The 20,243-nt window shown below is 44.9% G+C and carries 22 protein-coding genes; 11 read left to right on the top strand and 11 right to left on the bottom strand.

Annotated features, from left to right (window positions below):
- Positions 1-118: 118 nt before the first annotated feature.
- The 3 genes from dgcN (at position 119) to fusA (ending at position 4,452) form a co-directional block, all read left to right on the top strand.
- On the top strand, positions 119-1,123 hold the full coding sequence (dgcN, locus tag ATB76_RS12785; protein ID WP_061035382.1) for an N-acetyltransferase DgcN: 1,005 nt from the start codon (positions 119-121) through the stop codon (positions 1,121-1,123).
- Between the two features lie 14 nt (positions 1,124-1,137).
- Positions 1,138-2,124, top strand: a complete 987-nt coding sequence (gene dgcA, locus ATB76_RS12780) for an N-acetyl-D-Glu racemase DgcA (protein ID WP_061035381.1) — start codon at positions 1,138-1,140, stop codon at positions 2,122-2,124.
- A 309-nt stretch (positions 2,125-2,433) separates the two neighbouring features.
- Positions 2,434-4,452 carry an elongation factor G gene (gene fusA / locus ATB76_RS12775; RefSeq protein WP_061035380.1) on the top strand — a complete coding sequence of 673 codons (2,019 nt, stop codon included), beginning with the start codon at positions 2,434-2,436 and terminating at the stop codon, positions 4,450-4,452.
- A 72-nt stretch (positions 4,453-4,524) separates the two neighbouring features.
- Here fusA and ATB76_RS12770 read toward each other — a convergent pair whose 3' ends face one another.
- The 4 genes from ATB76_RS12770 to ATB76_RS12755 form a co-directional block, all read right to left on the bottom strand.
- Positions 4,525-4,719 carry a hypothetical protein gene (locus ATB76_RS12770; RefSeq protein ID WP_038864981.1) on the bottom strand — a complete coding sequence of 65 codons (195 nt, stop codon included), beginning with the start codon at positions 4,717-4,719 and terminating at the stop codon, positions 4,525-4,527.
- A 226-nt stretch (positions 4,720-4,945) separates the two neighbouring features.
- Positions 4,946-5,149, bottom strand: a complete 204-nt coding sequence (nqrM, locus tag ATB76_RS12765; RefSeq protein WP_038876596.1) for a (Na+)-NQR maturation NqrM — start codon at positions 5,147-5,149, stop codon at positions 4,946-4,948.
- On the bottom strand, positions 5,149-5,652 hold the full coding sequence (locus ATB76_RS12760) for a NifB/NifX family molybdenum-iron cluster-binding protein (protein WP_061035379.1): 504 nt from the start codon (positions 5,650-5,652) through the stop codon (positions 5,149-5,151). Before ATB76_RS12760 ends, nqrM begins: the two co-directional genes overlap by 1 nt.
- Positions 5,649-5,939, bottom strand: coding sequence for a DUF134 domain-containing protein (locus ATB76_RS12755; RefSeq protein WP_038876592.1), 291 nt, complete (start codon positions 5,937-5,939; stop codon positions 5,649-5,651). The genes ATB76_RS12760 and ATB76_RS12755 overlap by 4 nt, the downstream gene beginning before the upstream one ends.
- 341 nt (positions 5,940-6,280) lie before the next feature.
- Between ATB76_RS12755 and ATB76_RS12750 the strand changes: the two genes are divergently transcribed.
- The 3 genes from ATB76_RS12750 to ATB76_RS12740 all read left to right on the top strand — a co-directional run bounded on the left by ATB76_RS12750 (position 6,281) and on the right by ATB76_RS12740 (position 9,495).
- Entirely contained in the window at positions 6,281-7,273 is a 993-nt protein-coding gene (locus tag ATB76_RS12750) for an ABC transporter substrate-binding protein (protein ID WP_038864971.1), read from the top strand.
- Between the two features lie 88 nt (positions 7,274-7,361).
- Positions 7,362-8,261: a proline/glycine betaine ABC transporter permease gene (locus ATB76_RS12745; RefSeq protein WP_038876590.1), complete on the top strand. Its 900-nt coding sequence runs from the start codon at positions 7,362-7,364 to the stop codon at positions 8,259-8,261.
- Complete coding sequence (locus ATB76_RS12740) at positions 8,254-9,495, top strand: glycine betaine/L-proline ABC transporter ATP-binding protein (RefSeq protein ID WP_061035378.1); 1,242 nt, start codon at positions 8,254-8,256, stop codon at positions 9,493-9,495. Before ATB76_RS12745 ends, ATB76_RS12740 begins: the two co-directional genes overlap by 8 nt.
- Positions 9,496-9,571: 76 nt before the next feature.
- Here the strand turns inward: ATB76_RS12740 and ATB76_RS12735 are convergent, their stop codons facing one another.
- The gene (locus ATB76_RS12735) at positions 9,572-9,808 is read right to left on the bottom strand and encodes a hypothetical protein (RefSeq protein ID WP_039975557.1); all 237 of its coding nucleotides are present in this window, start codon (positions 9,806-9,808) and stop codon (positions 9,572-9,574) included.
- A 198-nt stretch (positions 9,809-10,006) separates the two neighbouring features.
- Here ATB76_RS12735 and ATB76_RS12730 point away from each other — a divergent pair, with 198 nt between their 5' ends.
- Both ATB76_RS12730 and ATB76_RS12725 read left to right on the top strand, forming a co-directional pair.
- The gene (locus ATB76_RS12730) at positions 10,007-10,516 is read left to right on the top strand and encodes a copper resistance protein NlpE N-terminal domain-containing protein (RefSeq protein WP_042604679.1); all 510 of its coding nucleotides are present in this window, start codon (positions 10,007-10,009) and stop codon (positions 10,514-10,516) included.
- Between the two features lie 193 nt (positions 10,517-10,709).
- The gene (locus ATB76_RS12725; protein ID WP_061035377.1) at positions 10,710-11,522 is read left to right on the top strand and encodes a 5'-methylthioadenosine/S-adenosylhomocysteine nucleosidase; all 813 of its coding nucleotides are present in this window, start codon (positions 10,710-10,712) and stop codon (positions 11,520-11,522) included.
- 47 nt (positions 11,523-11,569) lie between these two features.
- On the opposite strand, the gene ATB76_RS12720 is transcribed toward ATB76_RS12725, so the two are convergent.
- Entirely contained in the window at positions 11,570-12,454 is an 885-nt protein-coding gene (locus ATB76_RS12720) for a LysR family transcriptional regulator (RefSeq protein WP_061035376.1), read from the bottom strand.
- Positions 12,455-12,548: 94 nt separating this feature from the next.
- On the opposite strand from ATB76_RS12720, the gene ATB76_RS12715 reads away from it, so the two are divergent.
- Complete coding sequence (locus ATB76_RS12715; protein ID WP_039988494.1) at positions 12,549-13,457, top strand: DMT family transporter; 909 nt, start codon at positions 12,549-12,551, stop codon at positions 13,455-13,457.
- Positions 13,458-13,544: 87 nt separating this feature from the next.
- On the opposite strand, the gene ATB76_RS12710 is transcribed toward ATB76_RS12715, so the two are convergent.
- Positions 13,545-15,224: a hypothetical protein gene (locus ATB76_RS12710; protein ID WP_061035375.1), complete on the bottom strand. Its 1,680-nt coding sequence runs from the start codon at positions 15,222-15,224 to the stop codon at positions 13,545-13,547.
- 327 nt (positions 15,225-15,551) lie between these two features.
- On the opposite strand from ATB76_RS12710, the gene ATB76_RS12705 reads away from it, so the two are divergent.
- Entirely contained in the window at positions 15,552-16,643 is a 1,092-nt protein-coding gene (locus ATB76_RS12705; protein ID WP_061035374.1) for a transporter substrate-binding domain-containing protein, read from the top strand.
- An 87-nt stretch (positions 16,644-16,730) separates the two neighbouring features.
- Here the strand turns inward: ATB76_RS12705 and ATB76_RS12700 are convergent, their stop codons facing one another.
- The 3 genes from ATB76_RS12700 to ATB76_RS12690 all read right to left on the bottom strand — a co-directional run bounded on the left by ATB76_RS12700 (position 16,731) and on the right by ATB76_RS12690 (position 18,196).
- Positions 16,731-17,249 carry a glycine zipper 2TM domain-containing protein gene (locus ATB76_RS12700; protein WP_038869168.1) on the bottom strand — a complete coding sequence of 173 codons (519 nt, stop codon included), beginning with the start codon at positions 17,247-17,249 and terminating at the stop codon, positions 16,731-16,733.
- 220 nt (positions 17,250-17,469) lie between these two features.
- Entirely contained in the window at positions 17,470-17,817 is a 348-nt protein-coding gene (locus tag ATB76_RS12695) for a GlpM family protein (RefSeq protein WP_038869166.1), read from the bottom strand.
- Positions 17,818-17,836: 19 nt separating this feature from the next.
- Complete coding sequence (locus ATB76_RS12690) at positions 17,837-18,196, bottom strand: hypothetical protein (protein WP_061035373.1); 360 nt, start codon at positions 18,194-18,196, stop codon at positions 17,837-17,839.
- Between the two features lie 231 nt (positions 18,197-18,427).
- On the opposite strand from ATB76_RS12690, the gene ATB76_RS28890 reads away from it, so the two are divergent.
- Positions 18,428-18,610, top strand: coding sequence for a hypothetical protein (locus tag ATB76_RS28890; protein ID WP_061035372.1), 183 nt, complete (start codon positions 18,428-18,430; stop codon positions 18,608-18,610).
- A 31-nt stretch (positions 18,611-18,641) separates the two neighbouring features.
- On the opposite strand, the gene pncB is transcribed toward ATB76_RS28890, so the two are convergent.
- Positions 18,642-19,952, bottom strand: coding sequence for a nicotinate phosphoribosyltransferase (pncB, locus tag ATB76_RS12680; RefSeq protein WP_061035371.1), 1,311 nt, complete (start codon positions 19,950-19,952; stop codon positions 18,642-18,644).
- Positions 19,953-20,243: the final 291 nt, after the last annotated feature.

The raw sequence follows: 20,243 nt of genomic DNA, 5'->3' as shown, positions 1-20,243 counted from the left end.
ATAGGCGCACAACAAATAGGCATTCGGCTTCCCTCTTCAAACTGGCTACATTGTTTGAAAACGCCATTACTTGAAAACGTATTGTTTGAAAACATATTGAATGACAGAGGGAACCATCATGCAAATCGCTCAACCTTACCTACTATTTCTCGGCGACGTCACCGACCCACTCGCCGCAAAAACCGCGCGAGGCATTCATCAATGGCGTCCTGAAATTTGCTTAGGGCAACTTCGCCTTACATCAGAAACCGTCTCCCTAGGTTTAACAGATATGACGCTGCAACAAGCTCAGCAACAAGGTGCAAAAACCTTGGTGATTGGCACAGCAAATCCTGGTGGTGTTATTCCTGAATCATGGCAATCAACCTTGCTCGAAGCGGCGAAAATGGGGTTTGAAATTGCCTCAGGTATGCACCAACGTCTTTCTGAATTCGCGCCTTTGAATGACTTACAGCAACGTGGCTTGACCAAGTTGCACGATGTACGCCATTACGATGAACCGCTAAAAGTGGGCAATGGTAAAGCGCGCTCGGGTAAACGCTTACTAACGGTTGGTACCGACTGCTCGGTTGGCAAAATGTTCTCAGCTCTCGCGATTGAGAAAGCCTTACAGCAATCGGGTTGTAAAGCTGAGTTCAAAGCCACAGGTCAAACGGGCATCTTAGTTGCAGGCAGTGGTATTTCGATTGATGCTGTTGTCGCGGACTTTATCTCTGGTGCGGTGGAAGCCATCAGCCCTGAGTTTACTGACCACGAATGGGACATCATTGAAGGACAAGGTTCACTATTCAATCCGTCTTTTGCTGGCGTGAGTTTAGGCTTGCTTCACGGCGCACAAGCAGACGCTTTGGTATTGTGTCACGAGATCGGTCGCCCGCACATTCGCAACCTTCCTCATGCTAAGTTGCCAACGATTGAGCAAACCATCGAAGCGAATTTACAAGCAGCACGTTTAACAAACTCTGACACACGTCTTGTCGGAATATGCTTGAATACTTCTGCGGTGAGTGAACAAGAGGCCGCGCAGCTTTGCCAAGATTGGAGTAAGCAATACCAAGTACCAGTGACCGATCCTGTGCGATTTGGTGTAGTTGAAATAGCCAAAAAAATTATTGCGATTTAAGGATTGTAGACGCGATGAATATTCATGTAGAGCCGGTCACCATTGCAATGGCGACGCCTTTTCGGATCTCCCGTGGCAGTCGAACCGAATGTCACGTGGTGCGAGTAACCATAGAGCAGAGTGGCATCAGTGCCCAAGGTGAGTGTACGCCTTACCCCCGTTACGGCGAGTCGGTGGAATCGGTGATCAAAGCCATTTCTCAAACTGCTCATGAACTACAAGGTTTATTTGTCAAAGGTGACGCGAACATAGTCTCCCTCAGAGAAAAGCTGCAAACCCTTCTCCCTGGTGGTGCGGCACGTAATGCACTCGACTGTGCGATGTGGAACTTACAAGCTAAGCTAGCGGGCAAGCAACACACTCAAGATTTATTTGAACTGCCAGCATCGATTGTCACTGCGATGACTGTGTCGATTAACACGCCAGAGGCAATGGCAAACCAGGCCCGTAGTTATATCGAACAAGGCGCAAAACTACTTAAAGTGAAGCTCGATGGCGAACAAGTGATTGAGCGTGTTCGCGCAGTTCGTGAAGCGGCAGGCGATGCGATGATCGTGCTGGATGCGAACGAAGCATGGCAAGAACTGGATTTAGACGCCACCTTTGCCGCGCTAGCGCCATTGAATATCGCAATGATTGAGCAACCTTTGCCATCGAATGACGATGACAAGCTAAAAGACATTTCGCACCCTATTCCACTTTGTGCCGATGAAAGTTGCCATACGCGCCAACAATTGCATGAATTGGTAGGCAAATACGAGATGGTCAACATCAAGCTCGACAAGACGGGTGGTCTAACCGAAGCCCTACTGCTTGCAGAAGAAGCGAAACGCCTTGGCTTTACCTTGATGTCTGGTTGCATGCTAGGCACTTCATTGGCGATGCGAGCAGCACTACCTATCGCTGTTCAATCGAAAGTGGTCGACTTAGATGGTCCGGTTTTACTGGGTCAAGATGTTGAGCCTGCTTTGGTATATCGAGAAGGTGAAATCGTCCTGTAAAGGATCAGTGATCACCCCATCACCCATTTCATGACCTAGATTAAAAAGCAATCACCGTCAGCATGAAATAAGTCACATAAATTACGGGGTTATTACGGCATGCTAATACCGTAGTAACCTCTAATGCGCTTTTTCAGCAAGGTGGTGGTTGTATGTATAGAGTCATCCGAAAAATGACATGGAAGACGAAAAGGCGGTAAACCCGCCCTACTCCAATGCAGTTCGTGCCTGATATCAGGTTTGCTTTGGAACCGTTGATTGGCCGCTAAAGGCTCACTCGGTTTCGCACGTCATTTGCAAGGAGGCTCTATGCCTATCAATAAGATCCGCAACGTCGCCTTTGTCGGTCAAACGGGTACCGGCAAAACCACACTGATAGAAAAACTGCTCTACACCTGCCAAGCTACCAACCATTTAGGTTGTGTGGAAAAAGGCGATACGGTGACCGATTTCGACCAACAATCCATCCAATATCAACACAGTATCGAAGCCACCCCAGTCGCCCTAAGTTGGAATAAACATCGCCTTAATCTCATCGACACTCCGGGACAGAACGAATTACTCGGACGCACGCTCAGCGTATTCCCTGCCGTGGAAACTTCAGCGTTGATCATCGACCCTCAAATGCCCATCAACCAAACAGCTGATCGCTTATTTACCTTCGCGAAACAGCAACAAAAATGCCAGATGATCATCATCAACAAGCTAGACAATCACGGTAATAAGCTTGAAGCCGTGATGGAAAACATCATTGAGCATTTTGGCGATAACTGTTTACCAATCAACTTACCTTCAGCCGATGCCAAATCCGTGGTCGACTGTTATTTTGAGCCAGAATTAGAACGTGACACTTTGCTTTCACGAGTTGAAGATGCTCACGAAACTCTGATTGATCAGGTTATTGAGGTCGATGAAGCCTTAATGGAACTCTATCTCGAACAAGGCTCAGAACTGACAGCAGAACAACTGCACGACCCATTTGAGGAAGCGTTAAGAACAGGTCACGTCATCCCAATTTGTTTTGTTTCTTCTGAAACGGGCGCAGGCGTCGAACTGCTCTTAAGAACGTTGGCAGAAATCATGCCGATGCCAAATGAAGGTAACCCACCACTGCTTGAAAAAAATGGCAAAAAGGTCAAAGTAAATTGTGAAGCACTCGAACGCAGCGTCGCGCATGTATACAAAATCAGCGTCGATCCTTATATGGGTAAGTTAGCCTATTTGCGCGTCTATCAAGGCGAAATAAATGCCGGTTCTCAACTCTACATAGGCGAAAACAACAAAGCATTTAAAGTCGGACACCTATACCAATTACAAGGCAAAGACCGTAGTGAAATCCCTAAAGCGTTGGCGGGTGACTTCTGTGTGTTAGCCAAAGTGGATGAGCTCGAGTTTGATGCCATTGTGCATGACTCCCATGAAGAAGATGGTGTTCAACTTAAAACACTTAACTTCCCAGATTCCATGTACTCACTGTGTCTCAAACCGCTCAAACGAGGCGATGAGCAAAAGCTCAGCGATGTGCTTAATAAAATCGCCAGTGAAGACCCATCGCTTAGAATTGAACATCGCGCACGCACCAACGAGACCATCATTAGTGGACAGGGTGAATTCCACCTCAAAGTGGCATTAGAGAAAATGTCTTCTGTTTACAAACTGGAAGTGGAGACCAGCCAACCAAGTGTCGAGTATTTTGAAACCATTACTAAGCCTGCTGAAGGACATTACCGTCATAAGAAACAAAGTGGCGGAGCTGGTCAGTTTGGTGAAGTGCAGTTGAAAGTGCGCCCCCTAGAACGGGGAACTGGCTTTAAGTTCGTGAATAAAGTGGTCGGCGGAACGATTCCAACCTCACTTATCCCTGCTGTAGAAAAAGGCATTGTACAAGCTCTTGAAGAAGGAGCGATTTCTGGTAACCCAATCAAAGATGTCGAAGTGACTGTTTACGATGGTAAATACCACTCGGTTGATTCAAAAGAGATCGCCTTTGTGATCGCCGGTAAAAAAGCCTTTCTAGATGCCATCAATAATGCCGGACCAATTGTATTGGAACCGATTGTTCAAATGGAACTGCATATTCCGACATCGAATGTCGGTGATGTGTCTGGCGATCTTTCAGGGAACCGAGGCTTGATTGAGGGTACTGAGCCTATCGATGCGAACTTCACCATGCTAAGAGCAAAATCTCCAGTTAACGAACTGCAAGATTATGCTCGACGATTGCGCTCAATAACTGGGGGTGAAGGCAGTTTCAATATGACGCTCAGCCATTACGAACCAGCGCCGCCAGCCATACAAAAACAAGTGTGCGACGAAGCAACGCAGTAAAGTTAAGTTAAGTTAGCACTGGTTTCAACAAAAACGCCCTCAATCTAGAGGGCGTTCTCATTACTAATCAAATTACTTATCAAGTGACAAACCTATCTGGCTGAGCTTGCTTTCGAACGCTTCCACACTTTCGGCTTGATAAGTTGGAGAACCGTTAAAGTAGCGAGGTTTCTCTGGCAACATCGCGTTTTTCAACTCTTTTTCCTGATCGACATTGTCATGGTACACCGTTACACGGTTTGGGATATCCTGTTTCATAAATGCCATTTTGGTTCTCCTTTATTAAGACGAACTTAAAGCGTAGATGCGAACAAAAAATGCGCAAAAATCGACCAGCGAAAATTTGATCTTCTAGACAATATTAATCTAATTTCATTTCCATAATTCGCTCAATACTGATTTGCACGGACAACACACAAGCTAGCAAATACATTGAATGGATTAGACGCTCATAACTAAAATGACGTGAAGCCGTCGAACTTTGAGCCAAGCGCTAGCGTTTCGAGCGTGGTTCTTGGATCTGATATAAACGACGTTCGCTCTCAGCACATGTAATTTCGCAGTTACAGACCTTATCCACACCCACGTTATTCAAGCCACCGCAACTGCCTTGAATGCGTTTGTTGTGAAAGATCACGCCCAGTGACATCAACAAAATGATGGTTAGGAAACCTAAAAAAGTGAATAGCCAAACCATTACTTCACCTCTTTCACGTAAGAAGAAACCAATGCTTCAAGCTTAGCCGGACGAAGCGCCATGAGTGCTTTTTTTGATTGAGGTTTGGGATTGAGTAATAACGAAGGCACTTCTTTGCTTTTACTGCTACAACCTCTACAACTGTCTTTTTTGGTGTGATTGGTTGAAGGTCGACCCTGCGTGGCAACCGTGAGAGGTGAACGTGGTACTCCTAAAACATCATCAAGTGAACTGCGAGTAGACAACTTAAACACTTGCTTACCACTACTTAGTAACTTGCCTAAAGCGCGTTCACCAATATTGCGAACCAAGACCGCGTCGACTTTGTACTCATGCAAGGATTGAATAAGCTGAGACTTCGCTTTGCAGCCAGCTTGAGGCATAGAAGCGATGTTTGCTAAGTTCTTTAGTAAACCGTCGGAATCTGAGTAAATCGCAATATACGGTGCTTTGACAAAATGGCTGGCGACACGTTCGCCGTCGTTCGGAATGGCATAAATCATGAGTTTGACTCCTGGTCAGGAAAAACTAATGCATGACCCTCAACTAGGCTTTTCGCAACTTTAAAACGTGCGCTTTTCACCGTATTTCCGAAGGTTTGGCGAGAGACGCCCATTTGCTCGGCCGCTTGCTGTTGGCTTAACCCTTCAAAATCAGACAAACGCAACGCTTCCAATTCTTCTGGCAAAATATCGACTTTTTCAAGTTCATAAAATGGAACTCCATTGGGTTTAAAACAATGGTGTGCAGCACGTCCACATATGCGTCTTTCTATTTTTGGTCTCGCCATGACAACCTCTCTACATAACGCCTTCACATTACGCCCGTTTATGGCATATGCCAATTACAGTTTTTAGCATATGCCAATATCTTAGTTTGCAAAAATCGACGCCTAAGCGAAATATTCTTTAGACATCTAACAAATTAGCACTCAGCATTACAAACCACCATACGATTCATCGCACTTCACATCAGAAAAACCTTTAATTTATGTGGCTATTTTCATCTAATTCTCACGAACACATTCACACCAATTAACAATTGAAACTATAATTCATCTAATACATTAGTTTGAACACTAATGATTAATTAGTTACCCTAAGTAGGCTATTTAGAGAAAGGAAACTCAATATGACGTACAAAACTCCCTTACTACTAGCGATTGGTGCGCTAGCAGCGACCAACGCAAACGCAAGTGAGTGTGGAACGGTTACCATCGCAGACATGAACTGGAACTCTGCGACACTGATTGCTAACGTGGACCGTTTTATTCTTGAGCACGGCTACGGCTGTGATGCCGAACTCATCCCTGGCGACACCATGCCAACCGGCACCTCAATGATCGAAAAAGGCCAACCAGACGTTGCTCCTGAGCTTTGGAGTAACAGTCTCAAAGATGCGTTAGATAAAGGTGTGGAAGAAAAGCGCCTTCGTTATGCCGGCAAAGCTCTAGTTGATGGCGGTGAAGAAGGATTCTGGATTCCTGCTTATCTGGTTAAACAATACCCTGAAATGAAAACCATCGAAGGTGTGAAGAAGCACGCTAAGCTGTTCTCTCACCCAGAAGATAAAAGTAAGTCTGCTTTCTACAGTTGTCCTGCGGGCTGGAACTGCCAAATCAGTGCGGGTAACTTATACAGAGCGATGGATCTTGCAAGTGCCGGTTTTGACATTATCGACCCAGGTTCAAGCGCTGGCCTATCCGGTTCTATCGCAAAAGCTTACGAACGTGAACAAGCGTGGTTTGGCTACTACTGGGCGCCGACGGCTGTGTTAGGGAAATACGACATGGTGAAAGTCGATTTCGGTAGCGGCGTCGATTTAGAAGAGTTTGTGAACTGTACAACTCAACCTGAATGTGATGCACCAAAACCAACCATGTACCCACCTTCACCTGTTCATACCATTACTACAGAAGAGTTCGCTTCACGTTCTCCTGAGGCTTATAACTATTTCTCTAAGCGTGGCTTTACGAATGCGGACATGAACCAGCTATTGGCTTGGATGGAAGACAATCAAGCTGACGGTGAAGAAACTATGTTCCATTTCCTAGAAAACTACCCACAAATCTGGACCGCATGGGTTCCTCAAGACGTAGCTAAAAAAGTGCAAGGCGCACTGTAAGACTTAGACGTTTCGTAAACGGTATAGGAATACCGCATTTGTTGTATGCCGAGGCTCAATAGAGCCTCGGTAAGAAAAGGAAGTAAACATGTCTGACTCGAACTGGCTGAGCGAATTTCCAGAGATGGATCGCTCCGATCTTAGAGCCATCCGTAAAACGCTCGATGGTGCCTACCGTGATTTTTCTCGTGAATATGGCGACCTTATTGAATCCTTCTTCGACCCATTACTCTCATTCCTCGTTTGGTTCGAAAAACTGCTTATCTCTACCCCTTGGGTGATCATTCTCGCCGTCTGCACCGCATTAGTTTATGCAGCAAGTCGATCTTGGAAACTTGGTGTCGCGTGCTTTGGCTCTCTCTTGCTCATTGGCTATTTCGGCATGTGGGAAGACACCATGCGAACACTCAGCATCATTACTGTGTGTACTATGCTCGCCATTGCCCTTGGCATCCCCATTGGTATTGCGATGGCCCGCTCTAACCGAGTGCAATCCGTCGTAACACCACTGCTGGACGTAATGCAAACCATGCCAGCCTTTGTCTATCTGATTCCAGTCGTTATGCTGCTTGGTATCGGTAAAATTCCGGGATTGATTGCGGTGGTCATCTATGCGATACCGCCTGTCATTCGCCTTACCAACCTTGGTATCCGGCTTGTAGACAAAGAAGTGCTTGAAGCCGCCACCGCTTTTGGCGCGAGCAAGAAACAACGCTTGGTTGGAGTTCAACTCCCACTGGCAATGCCAACCATCATGGCGGGCATTAACCAAACTATTATGATGGCGCTTTCTATGGTCGTTATCGCTTCGATGATTGGCGTAAAAGGCTTAGGTCAGCCTGTACTGAAGTCGATTACCAACCAATATTTTACACTTGGTTTGTTAAACGGCTTGGCCATTGTGGCATTGGCAATTTTATTCGACCGTGCATCACAAGCCTACGCGAAACGAACTCAAGCGCATTTAGGAGATCTGAAACATGACTAAGCCTCTTATCGAAATCAGCGGCCTGTATAAGATCTTCGGCCCGAAACCACAAACCGTCATTGATCGTGTGAAACAGGGACAAAGCAAAGACCAAATACTTGCTGATACGGGTCATACGGTCGGATTGAAAGACATCAATCTACAAATCAAAAAAGGCGAAATTTTTGTCATCATGGGTCTATCTGGCTCTGGTAAATCGACAATGATTCGCCACTTCAACCGCTTGATTGACCCAACGATGGGGCAGATTTTGGTTGAAGGTGTCGATGTGATGAAACTTTCACCAAAAGAGTTGGAAGAATTTCGTCGTCACAAGATGTCGATGGTATTTCAACGCTTTGGGCTGCTCCCTCACCGCACTGTCGTAGACAACGTTGCTTATGGCCTTGAAATTCAAGGCTTCAAGAAAGATGAGCGCCTTGCAAAAGCGAACGAGTGGTTAGAAACCGTTGGTTTAAAAGGCTACGAGAACCAATATCCAGCCCAGCTTTCTGGTGGTCAGCAACAACGTGTGGGGCTAGCGCGCGCATTAGCAACCGATGCAGAGATCCTATTGATGGACGAAGCTTTCTCCGCTCTCGATCCTTTGATCCGAAGTGAAATGCAAGATCAGCTTATCGAACTGCAAGAGAAACTGCACAAAACCATCATCTTCATTACTCATGATTTGGACGAAGCACTTCGTTTAGGCGATCGCATTGCGATCTTGAAGGACGGCGAGTTAGTACAGCAAGGTTCTCCAGACGAAATTCTGCTTCATCCTGCTGATGAGTATGTAGAGGCGTTTGTTAAAGACGTGAACCGTGCCCGCGCGCTCACAGTTGAAACCGTAATGCAACCACCAGCGTACCGCATTGCAGCAACAACTATCGAGGAAGCCCTCATCGAAATGAAGCGTGTGAAGCAAGATTATGCCTACCACGTGACCGACGAAGGCTATCAAGGTGTTGTCACCAAAGAAAGCTTATTGGACGCAGCGAAGACTGACGGTGCGCAAGAGTTGGATGACGAGATTTACGAGGAGGTACCTGTTGTCTCTCCAGATACGGTTATTGAACAAGTTCTGCCTGATACCATGTCATGCGATTACTCACTCCCAGTGGTTGATGACGAAGGTAACCTGCAAGGTGAGCTAGAACGCAGCGCCGTAGCAGAGATCTTCACTGATGCTTCAGAAGAGGAAGCACCATCAAAGGAGGTCAAAAACCCTCCGCCAATGGATAAGGCGTCCTAATAGGTTAAAGGCTCATCATCTGATGAGCCTTTTCTATTTTTCTAGCTATCTCTGTCTTGTTACCTACTGGCTCTCATTAAGAGTGCAACCATATAAGTAAGGCAAAAACCAACAGACACAACACAATACCAAACAGAAGAACTCGCCCTTTCATCTCTGGTGATACCGGTCGATGAGGCCGTTTACCTAGCGTCAGAATATACAATCCCGCATACCCAATACGATAAACAACGCTATTTAAAATGAGTTCAAACATGAGCCAACGAATAAGCGAACCCAATACTCGGGCAGTTCCTATAAGTAATTCTTCCATTTTTACTTCCCTGTCTTTCTATTTGCAAATCACTGACGTTAAAGAGTTTTTCTAACAAAGGCAGATCAATGGTTTGCTTTCTTCTGACGCAGGTGTAGGAAACGAGTCTATTATTAAGACCATATACCCAAGTGACCTTAGCATACATGCTTCGAGATCATTTCGGTATATCAACTTGTTGATTAAAAGAGGAATAAAATGAAAAAGACACTATTAGCACTCACCAGTGCCGTATTTATTTTAGCCGGTTGTCAGGACGAGAAACCAGCAGAGACAACCACAGTTGACGTTCCTCAAGCGACAGAAGTTGAAAGTACGGTTGATGCAACTCCTATTGAAGAAGAGCAAGTGATCACGACTGATACGTTTGTCGATTCTGGCCACAATGCGCAAAATGCACTGGATTGGAACGGCATATACAAAGGCAAGCTTCCTTGTGCAGATTGTGCGGGTATCGATACCACGCTAACCCTGAACGAAGACGGCACTTACTCATTGGTAGAGTTGTATGAGGGTAAAGAAGGTGAACCAATCAAATCTGAAGGTAAGTTCACTTGGAACGAGTCTGGCAATACCATTACTTTGGTCGACGAGTCAGGTCCAAACCAGTATTTCGTTGGTGAAAACATGCTAATGAAACTGGATATGAATGGCGAAAAAGCAACAGGCGAGCTAGCGTCATTCTACAACCTAAGCAAAATGCCTTAGCGCTAATTCATCATTCAATTTAGTCCTGATAGAACATAAATCCGAGCTTCCCCCGCTCGGATTTTTTATTTCTCGTTATTTAGAATGAAAATCAAAAAAAGTCATCCATTAAGAAAATTAACAAATTCATCAATTGACGCAAACGTTTGCTATTGATAGATTGCGCCATCTTTTCCTTTTGTAAGTATGTCGTATGCAAATTCTTAAACGTTTCGCCGCACTGGTTCCTGCCGTGCTTTCATTCTCTGTTTTCGCTCAAACTCAACCAATCCTAGTTCAAGGTGCAATGGATATTGAAACCAGCACGCTTGTAGAAGCCCTAGATGACGCAAAAGAAACCACCATTGGTTCTTGGACTTTCTGGCAAGGTGAAATCGACGGCTACCCAGTCGTGGTATCTCGTACCGAAGTTGGCTTAGCGAACGCAGCCGCTTCTACCACGATTGCGATTGAACACTTCAATCCTAAATACATCATCAACCAAGGCACATCTGGCGGTCATGACCCTAAGCTTTACCGTGGTGATATTGTTGTCGGTGAAGCAAGCTTCAATATGGGCTCTTACAAGTCTGAATTTACGGAAAAAGGTAAAGGTATCGACCCTACTAAATGGCAGAACTTCGACGTAACCATGCGTTTACGTGAAGACGGTGAGTTTGTTGAACATAAACAGTTCAAAGCGGATCCGGCATTGGTTGAAACTGCTCTTTCTTTGTCTGAAGGATACAACAAAGGCAAAGTTGTAAAAGGCTTGATTGGTTCAGCGGACGAGTGGAACCGCGAAGTAGACCGCATCAACTGGTTCCATGAAACGTACGGTACATCTGTTGAAGAGATGGAAACCTCATCAGCGGCTTTGGTTGCTCAAGCTTACCAAGTGCCATTTGTTGGGATTCGCATCTTGTCGAATACTGACCAGCACAAACAAGACTTTTACCCGCAAACCGCTGTCGATTGTCAGCTATACACGATTGATGTGATTAAAGCGCTGATCAAAAAGCAATAGTCGCTTTTTTGAATCGCAAAGGGAGGCACAACGCCTCCCTTTCCTATTTATAGGCACTGCTGCTTGAGCCAGTTTGTCAGTTTTATAATTTCGGTCTGACGGGCTCGGCTCTTTTTGTGCACAAAGTAAAAGCTATCTCCCGTCTCCAAACCGTGCGAAGGGATATAAACCAAATCTTGAGCCTTATCCCGTTCATTCAACATGAAGTCATTGGCAAACGTAATGCCCTGATCGTAACGAGCGGCTTCGATAGCCAGCAACATGTGGCTGAAGTGTTGCATGTCGATGTTCTTTGGAAGCTCATAACCACCCACGCTGCACCATTCTGCCCAATCTTTACCACGCTCACGATAGATGGAGTCAGTAGAAAGAATCGGATAGTTCCAAAGCGCATCCGGCAACGGCTGGTCTTGAATCTCCTTCCAAAGATTCAAACTACAAACTGGGTACAAAGTCTCATCATACAAACGTACCGCCATGTAATTACGCTTCGGTTTTTGAACCGTAATGAAACAGTCTCCGACACTGTCCGTTTGTTCAGGATCACCCGCAACCATATTCAAGGTAAGGTCGATATCGGGGTGTAACCGCTTAAAATCCGCCAGACGTGGTATCAACCATTTCACCGCTAGCGAACTGTATATCGCCAACCTTAAACTGCCCTTCTCGCCCTCTCTCACTTTCTGACTAGCCATTGCGATCGAACTGATGGCGGGGCTGATGTCTTCAAGATAACGAGCTCCCGTTTCCGAGAGTGACAGTTTGCGTCCTTGACGAATAAACAAAGCTTCACCGAGATAATCTTCGAGTAAACGTATTTGATGGCTTACCGCACTTTGAGTCACGTTAAGCTCCTCTGCAGCGAGTGAAAAGCTTAGATTGCGCGCGACCGATTCAAAACAGTGCACCGCTCTTAAAGGTGGCAGTTTCATTATCTAAAAATCTCATACTTAAACTAATAAATATCATTTCACTTCATCCTATGACATCCCCTACTCTTTGGCAAAGAAACAGGAGAGGAATAACGTGAAAGTCACATCTGTCGGTGCAGCCATGCTGCTATTAATTGTTGGTAACCTAATTGCGGTGCTCTCAGACGCTTTGATCAAAAGCGTCGGTAACGAGGTGCCGGTTTTTCAGTTTGTGTTTTACCGACAGCTGTCAGCAGTGATGATTTTGTTACCTGTATTCTTGCTCACCAAACAAGCGCCATTAATGGAAGGCTTTAAATGGCATGCAGTGCGTGCCCACGTTTGGCTAACCGGCGCGATTTTCATGGTGTTTGCTATCTCGTCTATGCCACTCGCCACCGCAAATGCGATCTTTTATGCCGCTCCTTTGATCATGTTACCACTGGCAGCGATCTTCTTTGGAGAGAAGCTTTCTGCACAATCTATAGCGGCGGCAGTAATGGGCTTTGCTGGCGTGCTTGTGATTATTCGTCCAGACCAAGTTGATTGGGCGGCACTATCTGCTCTGGTTGTCGCGGTTACGTTAGCGATCAACAACCTGTTGATCCGCAAGTTGCCAAAGAACCAATCAGTGCCACACACGCTATTGATGACTAACCTAGCCGGCATTCCTGTGTCTCTATTGCTGGTGTTTATCGAAGGTGAAGCGTGGGATTGGAGCTCATTCCCTGTTGCGGCAGGCTCAAGCCTATTCATCATGATTTACGCGGCAACTTGTGTATTGGCTTATCGCTCCATCGATAGCAACAAAATCGCCAGCGCCGAATACAGCGGCTTAATTGGCGCGGTAATCGTTGGTTTAATTTGGTTTGGTGAAGTGCCAGATATCTTTATGGCAATTGGCACAGTGATGATTGTGGTGCCTCTGGTTTGGCTATCTAAGCGCGAACGCCGCAAACAAAAGCAAGCCCAAGCAGCCAAACTCGCGGAAGAGCAAAAACATCATCAAGCGCCAGCAGCGTAAACAACCAAAAAAGCCGAGCATTCATCGCTCGGCTTTTTGTTTTAGGGTGACACTGATGAGCCTTGTCTTTCGTGGATTATCGACTCATTAGTTTTTGATGGCGTTAATGGTTACCGCTTTTTGCTCTAACGCTTTAAAGTCAGCGCTCTGCTTAATTTGGTTCAATGTGTCAGTAACATCAAACGTACCAACCACCTGCTTTGCGGCCTCAAAGGGTGTCACTCCTTTTTCCAATTGAAGGATGTCATAGCCTGCCGCCTTCAACGCATAAATTGCGGCAGCACCACTTGGATAGAAGTACCCCCAACCAAACTGAGACTCCACACTTTCACGGTTTTGATACTGAGTCGTAAACGCGTAACTATCAACAAACTTGAGCTCGGAGAAATTCGGTAGCGCATTTCTCAATGCCATCACTTCAACATACCAAGCACTGCCTTCAAACAGCTCTTGGCCAAGTCCCATATTCTTCGCATAACGCTTACTGCTGGTATCAATATTGATTTGCTCCTGAGTCAAAGCGATGTATTGCTTGAGCATGGTTTTCACTTCGTCTTGGGTCATTGTTTTAGGCAAAGATTTAAACAGGTCTAGTACCGCTAGCTTGTAAGTAATCTGCTCTACATTCACAGGGTAACCGTTGAGCTCGTTGAAGTAATTGGCAGGGTCGCTAAAGTGCTCCAGTTGATAATCATGAAACATCTCATGCACAGCTAATGCAATGGTGTTGCGTTGATGCTCACCTTTTACGAAGGTCTCTGAGGGCTTATACACTTGGAGATAGTACTTCGCTCCGTTAAACGTATATTGCCTTTCATACGCCCCATTACCTTTGTTTATTACGTCATGAAAGACGTGCATATTGGTTTCGTACTGATAGATATTCAGTGCGCCACTTTCATTGACGCCTAACTTTTGTGCTTCTCCTGGGACTTTGGAAGGATTGACCAAATAGGCAGTGACTGGCGTGCTGCTCTTTTCATCCAAACTTAGAAAGTAAGCTGGCGTACCTGATAAGTAGTCCCCATAACCGCTCCAAACGGATTGGAATTTCAGTGCATTCACAGAGGCATTAAGTTGCTCGAAAAGCTTACTATCAACCTCACTGGTCAAAGACGTTTCGCCTTCAGGGGAGAGAAGTTTACCTAGGCCGTATTTGGTTATCTCTTGCTCAGACATATCGTGTATGTTTTGTGCCGACGCTGCATTAATCGTGAAGTAGTAGAAACCTTCAGGGTCTGGCAAACCCATCTTCTTGTAGTAATCAATGTAAGGTTGATGATACTTGTGACCGACAGGGAAATCCGTTGCGACTTGGTCTTCGGTTGCCCATGAATGAACGCCAATCGTTGCACCGCTTTCAATTGTTCGATTTACACCAGCCAAAAATAAATCTGTACCGCCAGAGGCAATCTGCCCACTGCTCGCAATATGGGAATCCAGCTGTTTAGCACGAACTTGGTAAGCCAGTTCCAGGTTTGATTCATCATCAACGGAACCATCAATACTGATGAACTTAAGCTGCTTCACGTTACTGTGTTTCGCCATCATTTGCTCGAACGCCTTTGGGGAGCCCTGACAAATCACCCCTTGCAATTCTGCGATGTCTCCTTTCACCACAAATGACAAGCCAGATTCTTGAGCTGACAGTTGGTCACCACACTGGGACGTAAATGTGTTAGATTCCGTAGCGCTTCCACCTTTCCCTTCTGAACCACAACCAGACACCGCCAAGGCAATGCTCATGGCCAATACTCGTTTTTTCATTCCTTTCTCCAATAAAACACCGTTCAATATTGAGGAGCATGATAAACAAAAAAACTGCACTTTCTTCTGATTCTTACGTTCGCTTACACGCGCTTAAGAAACCTTCAGTAATGGCGTTTTTGTAAGTGAGCAATGTAAGTGCTTGCATGTCAGTCACTGGTGAAAGTCGTTGTTAGCATCAACTGCTATAGTTAAAACAGTAAATAAAAACTAGGGCAGTGCTGAATTCGTCATCGTTTCCATTAACTTCTGATCATGTTTGCATTCTAGGGTGACTCATCGCCGTGGATACAATTCATTCACTGCCTCTCCTTTGAGGGCCTGTGCATGCAAAATGGTTTCCAAACGACACTTCGATACCTAGTCACTTCAACACTTTGTTTCTTTGTTTTATTCAGTACTTTTTCTCATGCAGCTCAATTAAAAGTTGGGACCTATCCATGCCCACCCTTTGTGATCGGCTCAGTCGATACTCAACTGAATGGTTTAAGTGTTGAGCTGTGGGAATTGATTGCTAAGGAGATGAATGTGGAGTTTTCCTTCGAGCATCACCCGTTAGATGATCTGCTCAATGCCATTGAAGCTGAGCAAATAGACATTGGTGTCTCCTGTATATCCATCACACCAGAGCGTGAACTTTTCGCTGATTTCTCGCATTCTTTTTATGAAACCCACCTCGCCATAGCAGTAAAAAATCAGGGGTATTTTCATACCCTACAATCCATATTTTTAAACCCTGCGTTATGGCTCATCATTGGTGTCATTGTTCTTATTGCTGGTGTTATTGGTGCCTTCTTCTATGCATTAGAGAAAGGGAATAATGAGAAGCTCTACTCAATGAAAAGCCGCTCAGGCCGCTGGATAGAAAGCTTTATTCTCGGCTTACTCTTTATCACTCGCGGGCCGTTTAACTACTTCGAATTTAAAAGTTTAACCGGACGAATAGTTACCGTGTTTATTGGAGTGTTCAGTATGCTTTTCATCGCGAGTATTACCGCGGTATTAGCCAGTAAGCTCACTCTCAGCCAAGGCGCTTCACAGATAAAAGGGATTAACGACCTTGCCAACGTTGAGGTTGGTGCAAAGAATGCCACCACTTCCTCTCTGCTTTTGACGAGTTTCGGACTTCGTCACAAAACATACCAAGATATGCCCACACTGCTTGCTGCACTAGAGAATGGTGAAGTCGAGGCCATCGTTGCCGATGATGTCGTACTCAAATACATGATTGGTAATGGCAGAATATCAGGGCAATTTGATAATTTAGAGGTGCTACCTTACCAGTTAGAAAAGCAGAACTATGGCTTCATCATTACAGAAAACAACACGTATGAAGAAGAAATTAACCGTGCGCTTCTGCAAATTCGTGAATCACGGAAATGGCGCAAAACGTTAGTCGATTACTTTGCCGATAAGTAATGTCGAGTTGCCATGAATCTTAATTTTCATTGAAATAAGAAAAAGCCCTTTAATCTAAAGGGCTTTTAGGTTCAACTAAGTCGGCAATTATTGCGGTAGTACTACTTTGCCATCTTGAATTGGGAATGTCTTACCTGCTGGCTTGCTTTGCATACGAACGGTTGTTGGCGCGCCAGCAACTTCGTAAGTGACATCGTAACCTACTACTTTCTCAGAAGTGGTGTATTCAGTGTGACATTGCTTTTCAGTTGACGTGACTACATCACCTTTCTGCACATTGTCTTGAATCTTACGACCTGTCATTGCACCTGCAACAGTACCGGCTGCAGTTGCAATCACTTTACCAGAACCACCACCAATTTGGTTACCTAAGGCTGCACCTGCTGCTGCTCCGCCGACAGTACCAAGTATCTTGTTGTTGTCTGTTGGTTCAACTTTGTGAGTTACGACTACATCTTTACATACTTGATGCGGGTTCTTCACCGTTTCCGTCACTGCTTCAACCAGCGTGATGTTTGCTTCTGTTGGTGCTGGTGGTGTCTTGTCTTTACAGCCTGCGAGAACGGCTACAACCGCAGTTGCGATTGCGATAGATTTCATATTCATGGTTTACTTCCCAGTATGGTTATCTTTGCTTGGCGGTATAGTAAATCTAGAAGAAAAATTCACATCAGGTGAAAACAAACATCCGGTCATTAGCAGGTTAAAATACGGCGTTTTATAAAGGCTGTGTTAGAGAAAACTCAGAGAAAGGTCAATTGGAACGAGATCACATCAGTTTGAACAATGAATATTGCGTTAAATACAACGCTAAGTTGAGCAAACTTTAGGCAGGCACCATCCAGCGAGTCCAAAATGCTAACAGCATGGTTGCAAAAAGTATCCAGACCAGAGTTGCGGCGGTGAGTGTGCCAATAAGGCTCAAACGATAGCTGAAGTAAAATACCGAAATCAGATAAGCGGCGTAAGGAATCAAAGAATAAATGCCAAACAATGCCGTTTGGCGAAGTGCTTCCATATCTCGATCACTGCCCACAATAAAATGCGCAATCAATGCGAAGGTCGGAAACAAAGGCACCAAACCAGCAATATAGAAGCTTTTTGATTTAGAGAGCATGGCAATGATCAACACAGCGCAAGCTCCGAGTATCGATTTTAAAAATAGACTGGTCATTAATAGGTTAATAAAGTGACTACGCTAAACTCAAGAACAATTCATCATCCGTCAGGTATTTATGACGATGGCTGAGCGTTCGCAAATGCATAAACATAAAATCAGGAAATCCTGGTGCAATCATATTGTTCGGCTCCCAAAAAATGCCGCCAACAAACACGTAACGCCCTTGTTTCTCTTCTTCATGTAGTGGGTTATTGATTGGCGTAGTAAGCTCTGCACGACAGCCTTCAACAACACAAACAATCTGACCTTTGAAGATCCCGATCACTCGTTTCACAAGATTCGCTTTTATTCCACACCTCCAAGCTTGGCGCGTTGCCCACTCATAGCCGTGTTTGTTGATCGCTTTTTTCTGTAGATGCACAACCAAATTCATCGTTCATTCCTGACTTGACCTTTGCTTGTACTATAACCAAATCGCCTGTTAGGTTTGCCGATATTAATTTATCGAAACCATAGAAGGTAAAAATCAAGAAACGAGAGCGTTACAACAATTCGCCTTTTACCTAACGATTTTTAGGATTTTTCTGACATCAGAAACCGCGTTGTGTTGCATAAAATGGCTGCATATTTATAAAAATAATGACAGCGATAGTAAAGGTGACGTATGGCTTTTGATGACTACTGGAAAAAAGTGCGCGAAAAGCACCTGAAAAGTACCAATCTAGAAGGGCTTATTGTAAAGAGGATACGTGCGAACACAGGAAGTAAGCGTCTTCCCTATCGCATGAAATGTGGCGCACTATGCGAAATAAAATACAACGAAAGTTGCGCCACAGAGAAAGAGTGATGACAAAACATCACCCTTATTCATCGATAGTTTAAGCGTCGATAAGGTAGTTATCGCCTTCGTCTTCGAGGCGATCAATCAAAACACGGCACTCATCAAGATCGAGCGGTTGCTCAAAACGACGCTTCAAATTCATCAGAAAGAAGATATCTTCGCACATCGCTTTCTCTGGCTCATCGCTGATTTTCGCAACAGGTGAGCCGTTGCATGACACCATTTTAATAACGATAGACAGAGGTTTGTACGCAACACTTTGTGCGTTCACGTACTCGCCCATATCGTTGGCCAAAAACGTACCAATACCAAAGCTGATTTGTACTCGACCTTGGAAGTGCTCACAAATATCCAATGCTTGGTCAAAGTTCAAGCCGTCTGTAAACACCAAGGTTTTGGTCATAGGATTGATGCCAAGCGATTGGTAATGCTCAATCATCTTCTCGCCCCATGTGTAAGGGCAGCCACTGTCATGACGAACACCAGCGTAAGCATTACTTAGCTCTTCATCGAAGTCTTTTAAGAACGCATCAATACCAATGGTGTCTGTTAAAGCAATGCCTAACGCGCCATTAAACATCTTTTGCCAACGCTGCAATGCTACCTTTTGTGAATCACGAACATTCACCAGCGCTTGATGTCCCATAAACCATTCGTGTGCCACCGTACCGATTGGCGTGAGAGCAAGCTCTTTCGCCAAATGGTAGTTACTGGTTCCAGTTAGGCTGTCAGGCAACTCTTCGCTCAGATACTGCAGCATTGATCGCTGTGCTTGAAACGAGAAACGACGACGCGTCGACATATCCGCAAACTTAAAGTTAGTGATATTGCGGCGTGTTAGTTCAGATTTTAGATGACTAACTTTCTCTTTAAGAACAGATTGGAATTGCTCGACTGGAATGTCTGCCCAACGTGCACGGCTGCGCACTTCGGACACAATACTCATGATGATGGTTTCGTAGAGAATGGTTTCTTTCCAAAGACCATTGATGGTGATGCGTAATTGGCTTGTGCCATCAGCCATGGTTTTAGTATTGAAAGAAACGTCACGTTGAGGGTTAAAACGAAATGCATGCAGAGCGTCAACAAACTCAGAGCTAAGATAAGGCGCGACGCCTTTCATGTACTCGATTTCTTCTGCCGAGAAAGTGATGTCTTGCAGTTTTAGAACTTCCGCTTTCACATCTGGCAGTAGTTCAGACAGGTCTTCTTCACTGCGAACAATGAATTTGTAGGACACCATCGCATCTGGATAAAGCGTTGCAACAGCACTCATCATATTCACTTTGTATACGTCAAAATCTAACGCACTTTGAATGATGCGAGACGAAAATAAATTGGTGGTCATTCGGAGCCCTTCTACACGCCCTTTTTCGTTTATACCCAAATTCCCTCAGCACGGTGCAAACCGCATCTTATTGTTTTCCCAACGAAGTTGGTGGGAAGTTCTCAACAAGGCAAACTTGGGTATATAACTTGTTGTTACTAACTAAATTGCGTAAACAATAAACACCCACTATTAGTTTGTCAACTTTTGTTACTAACCACTCTTTTTTATAAGGTTTTTACGCGCAATAATCCAACAGCTATTGTGGATAACCTGAACACATACGCACATTCATGCTTAAACAGTATTACG

Source organism: Vibrio sp. MOR3 (genome assembly GCF_001557775.1).
Taxonomy (GTDB): domain Bacteria; phylum Pseudomonadota; class Gammaproteobacteria; order Enterobacterales; family Vibrionaceae; genus Vibrio; species Vibrio jasicida.
Note: the sequence above shows the minus strand (reverse complement) of the source record. Positions and strands in the feature narration are given on the sequence as shown.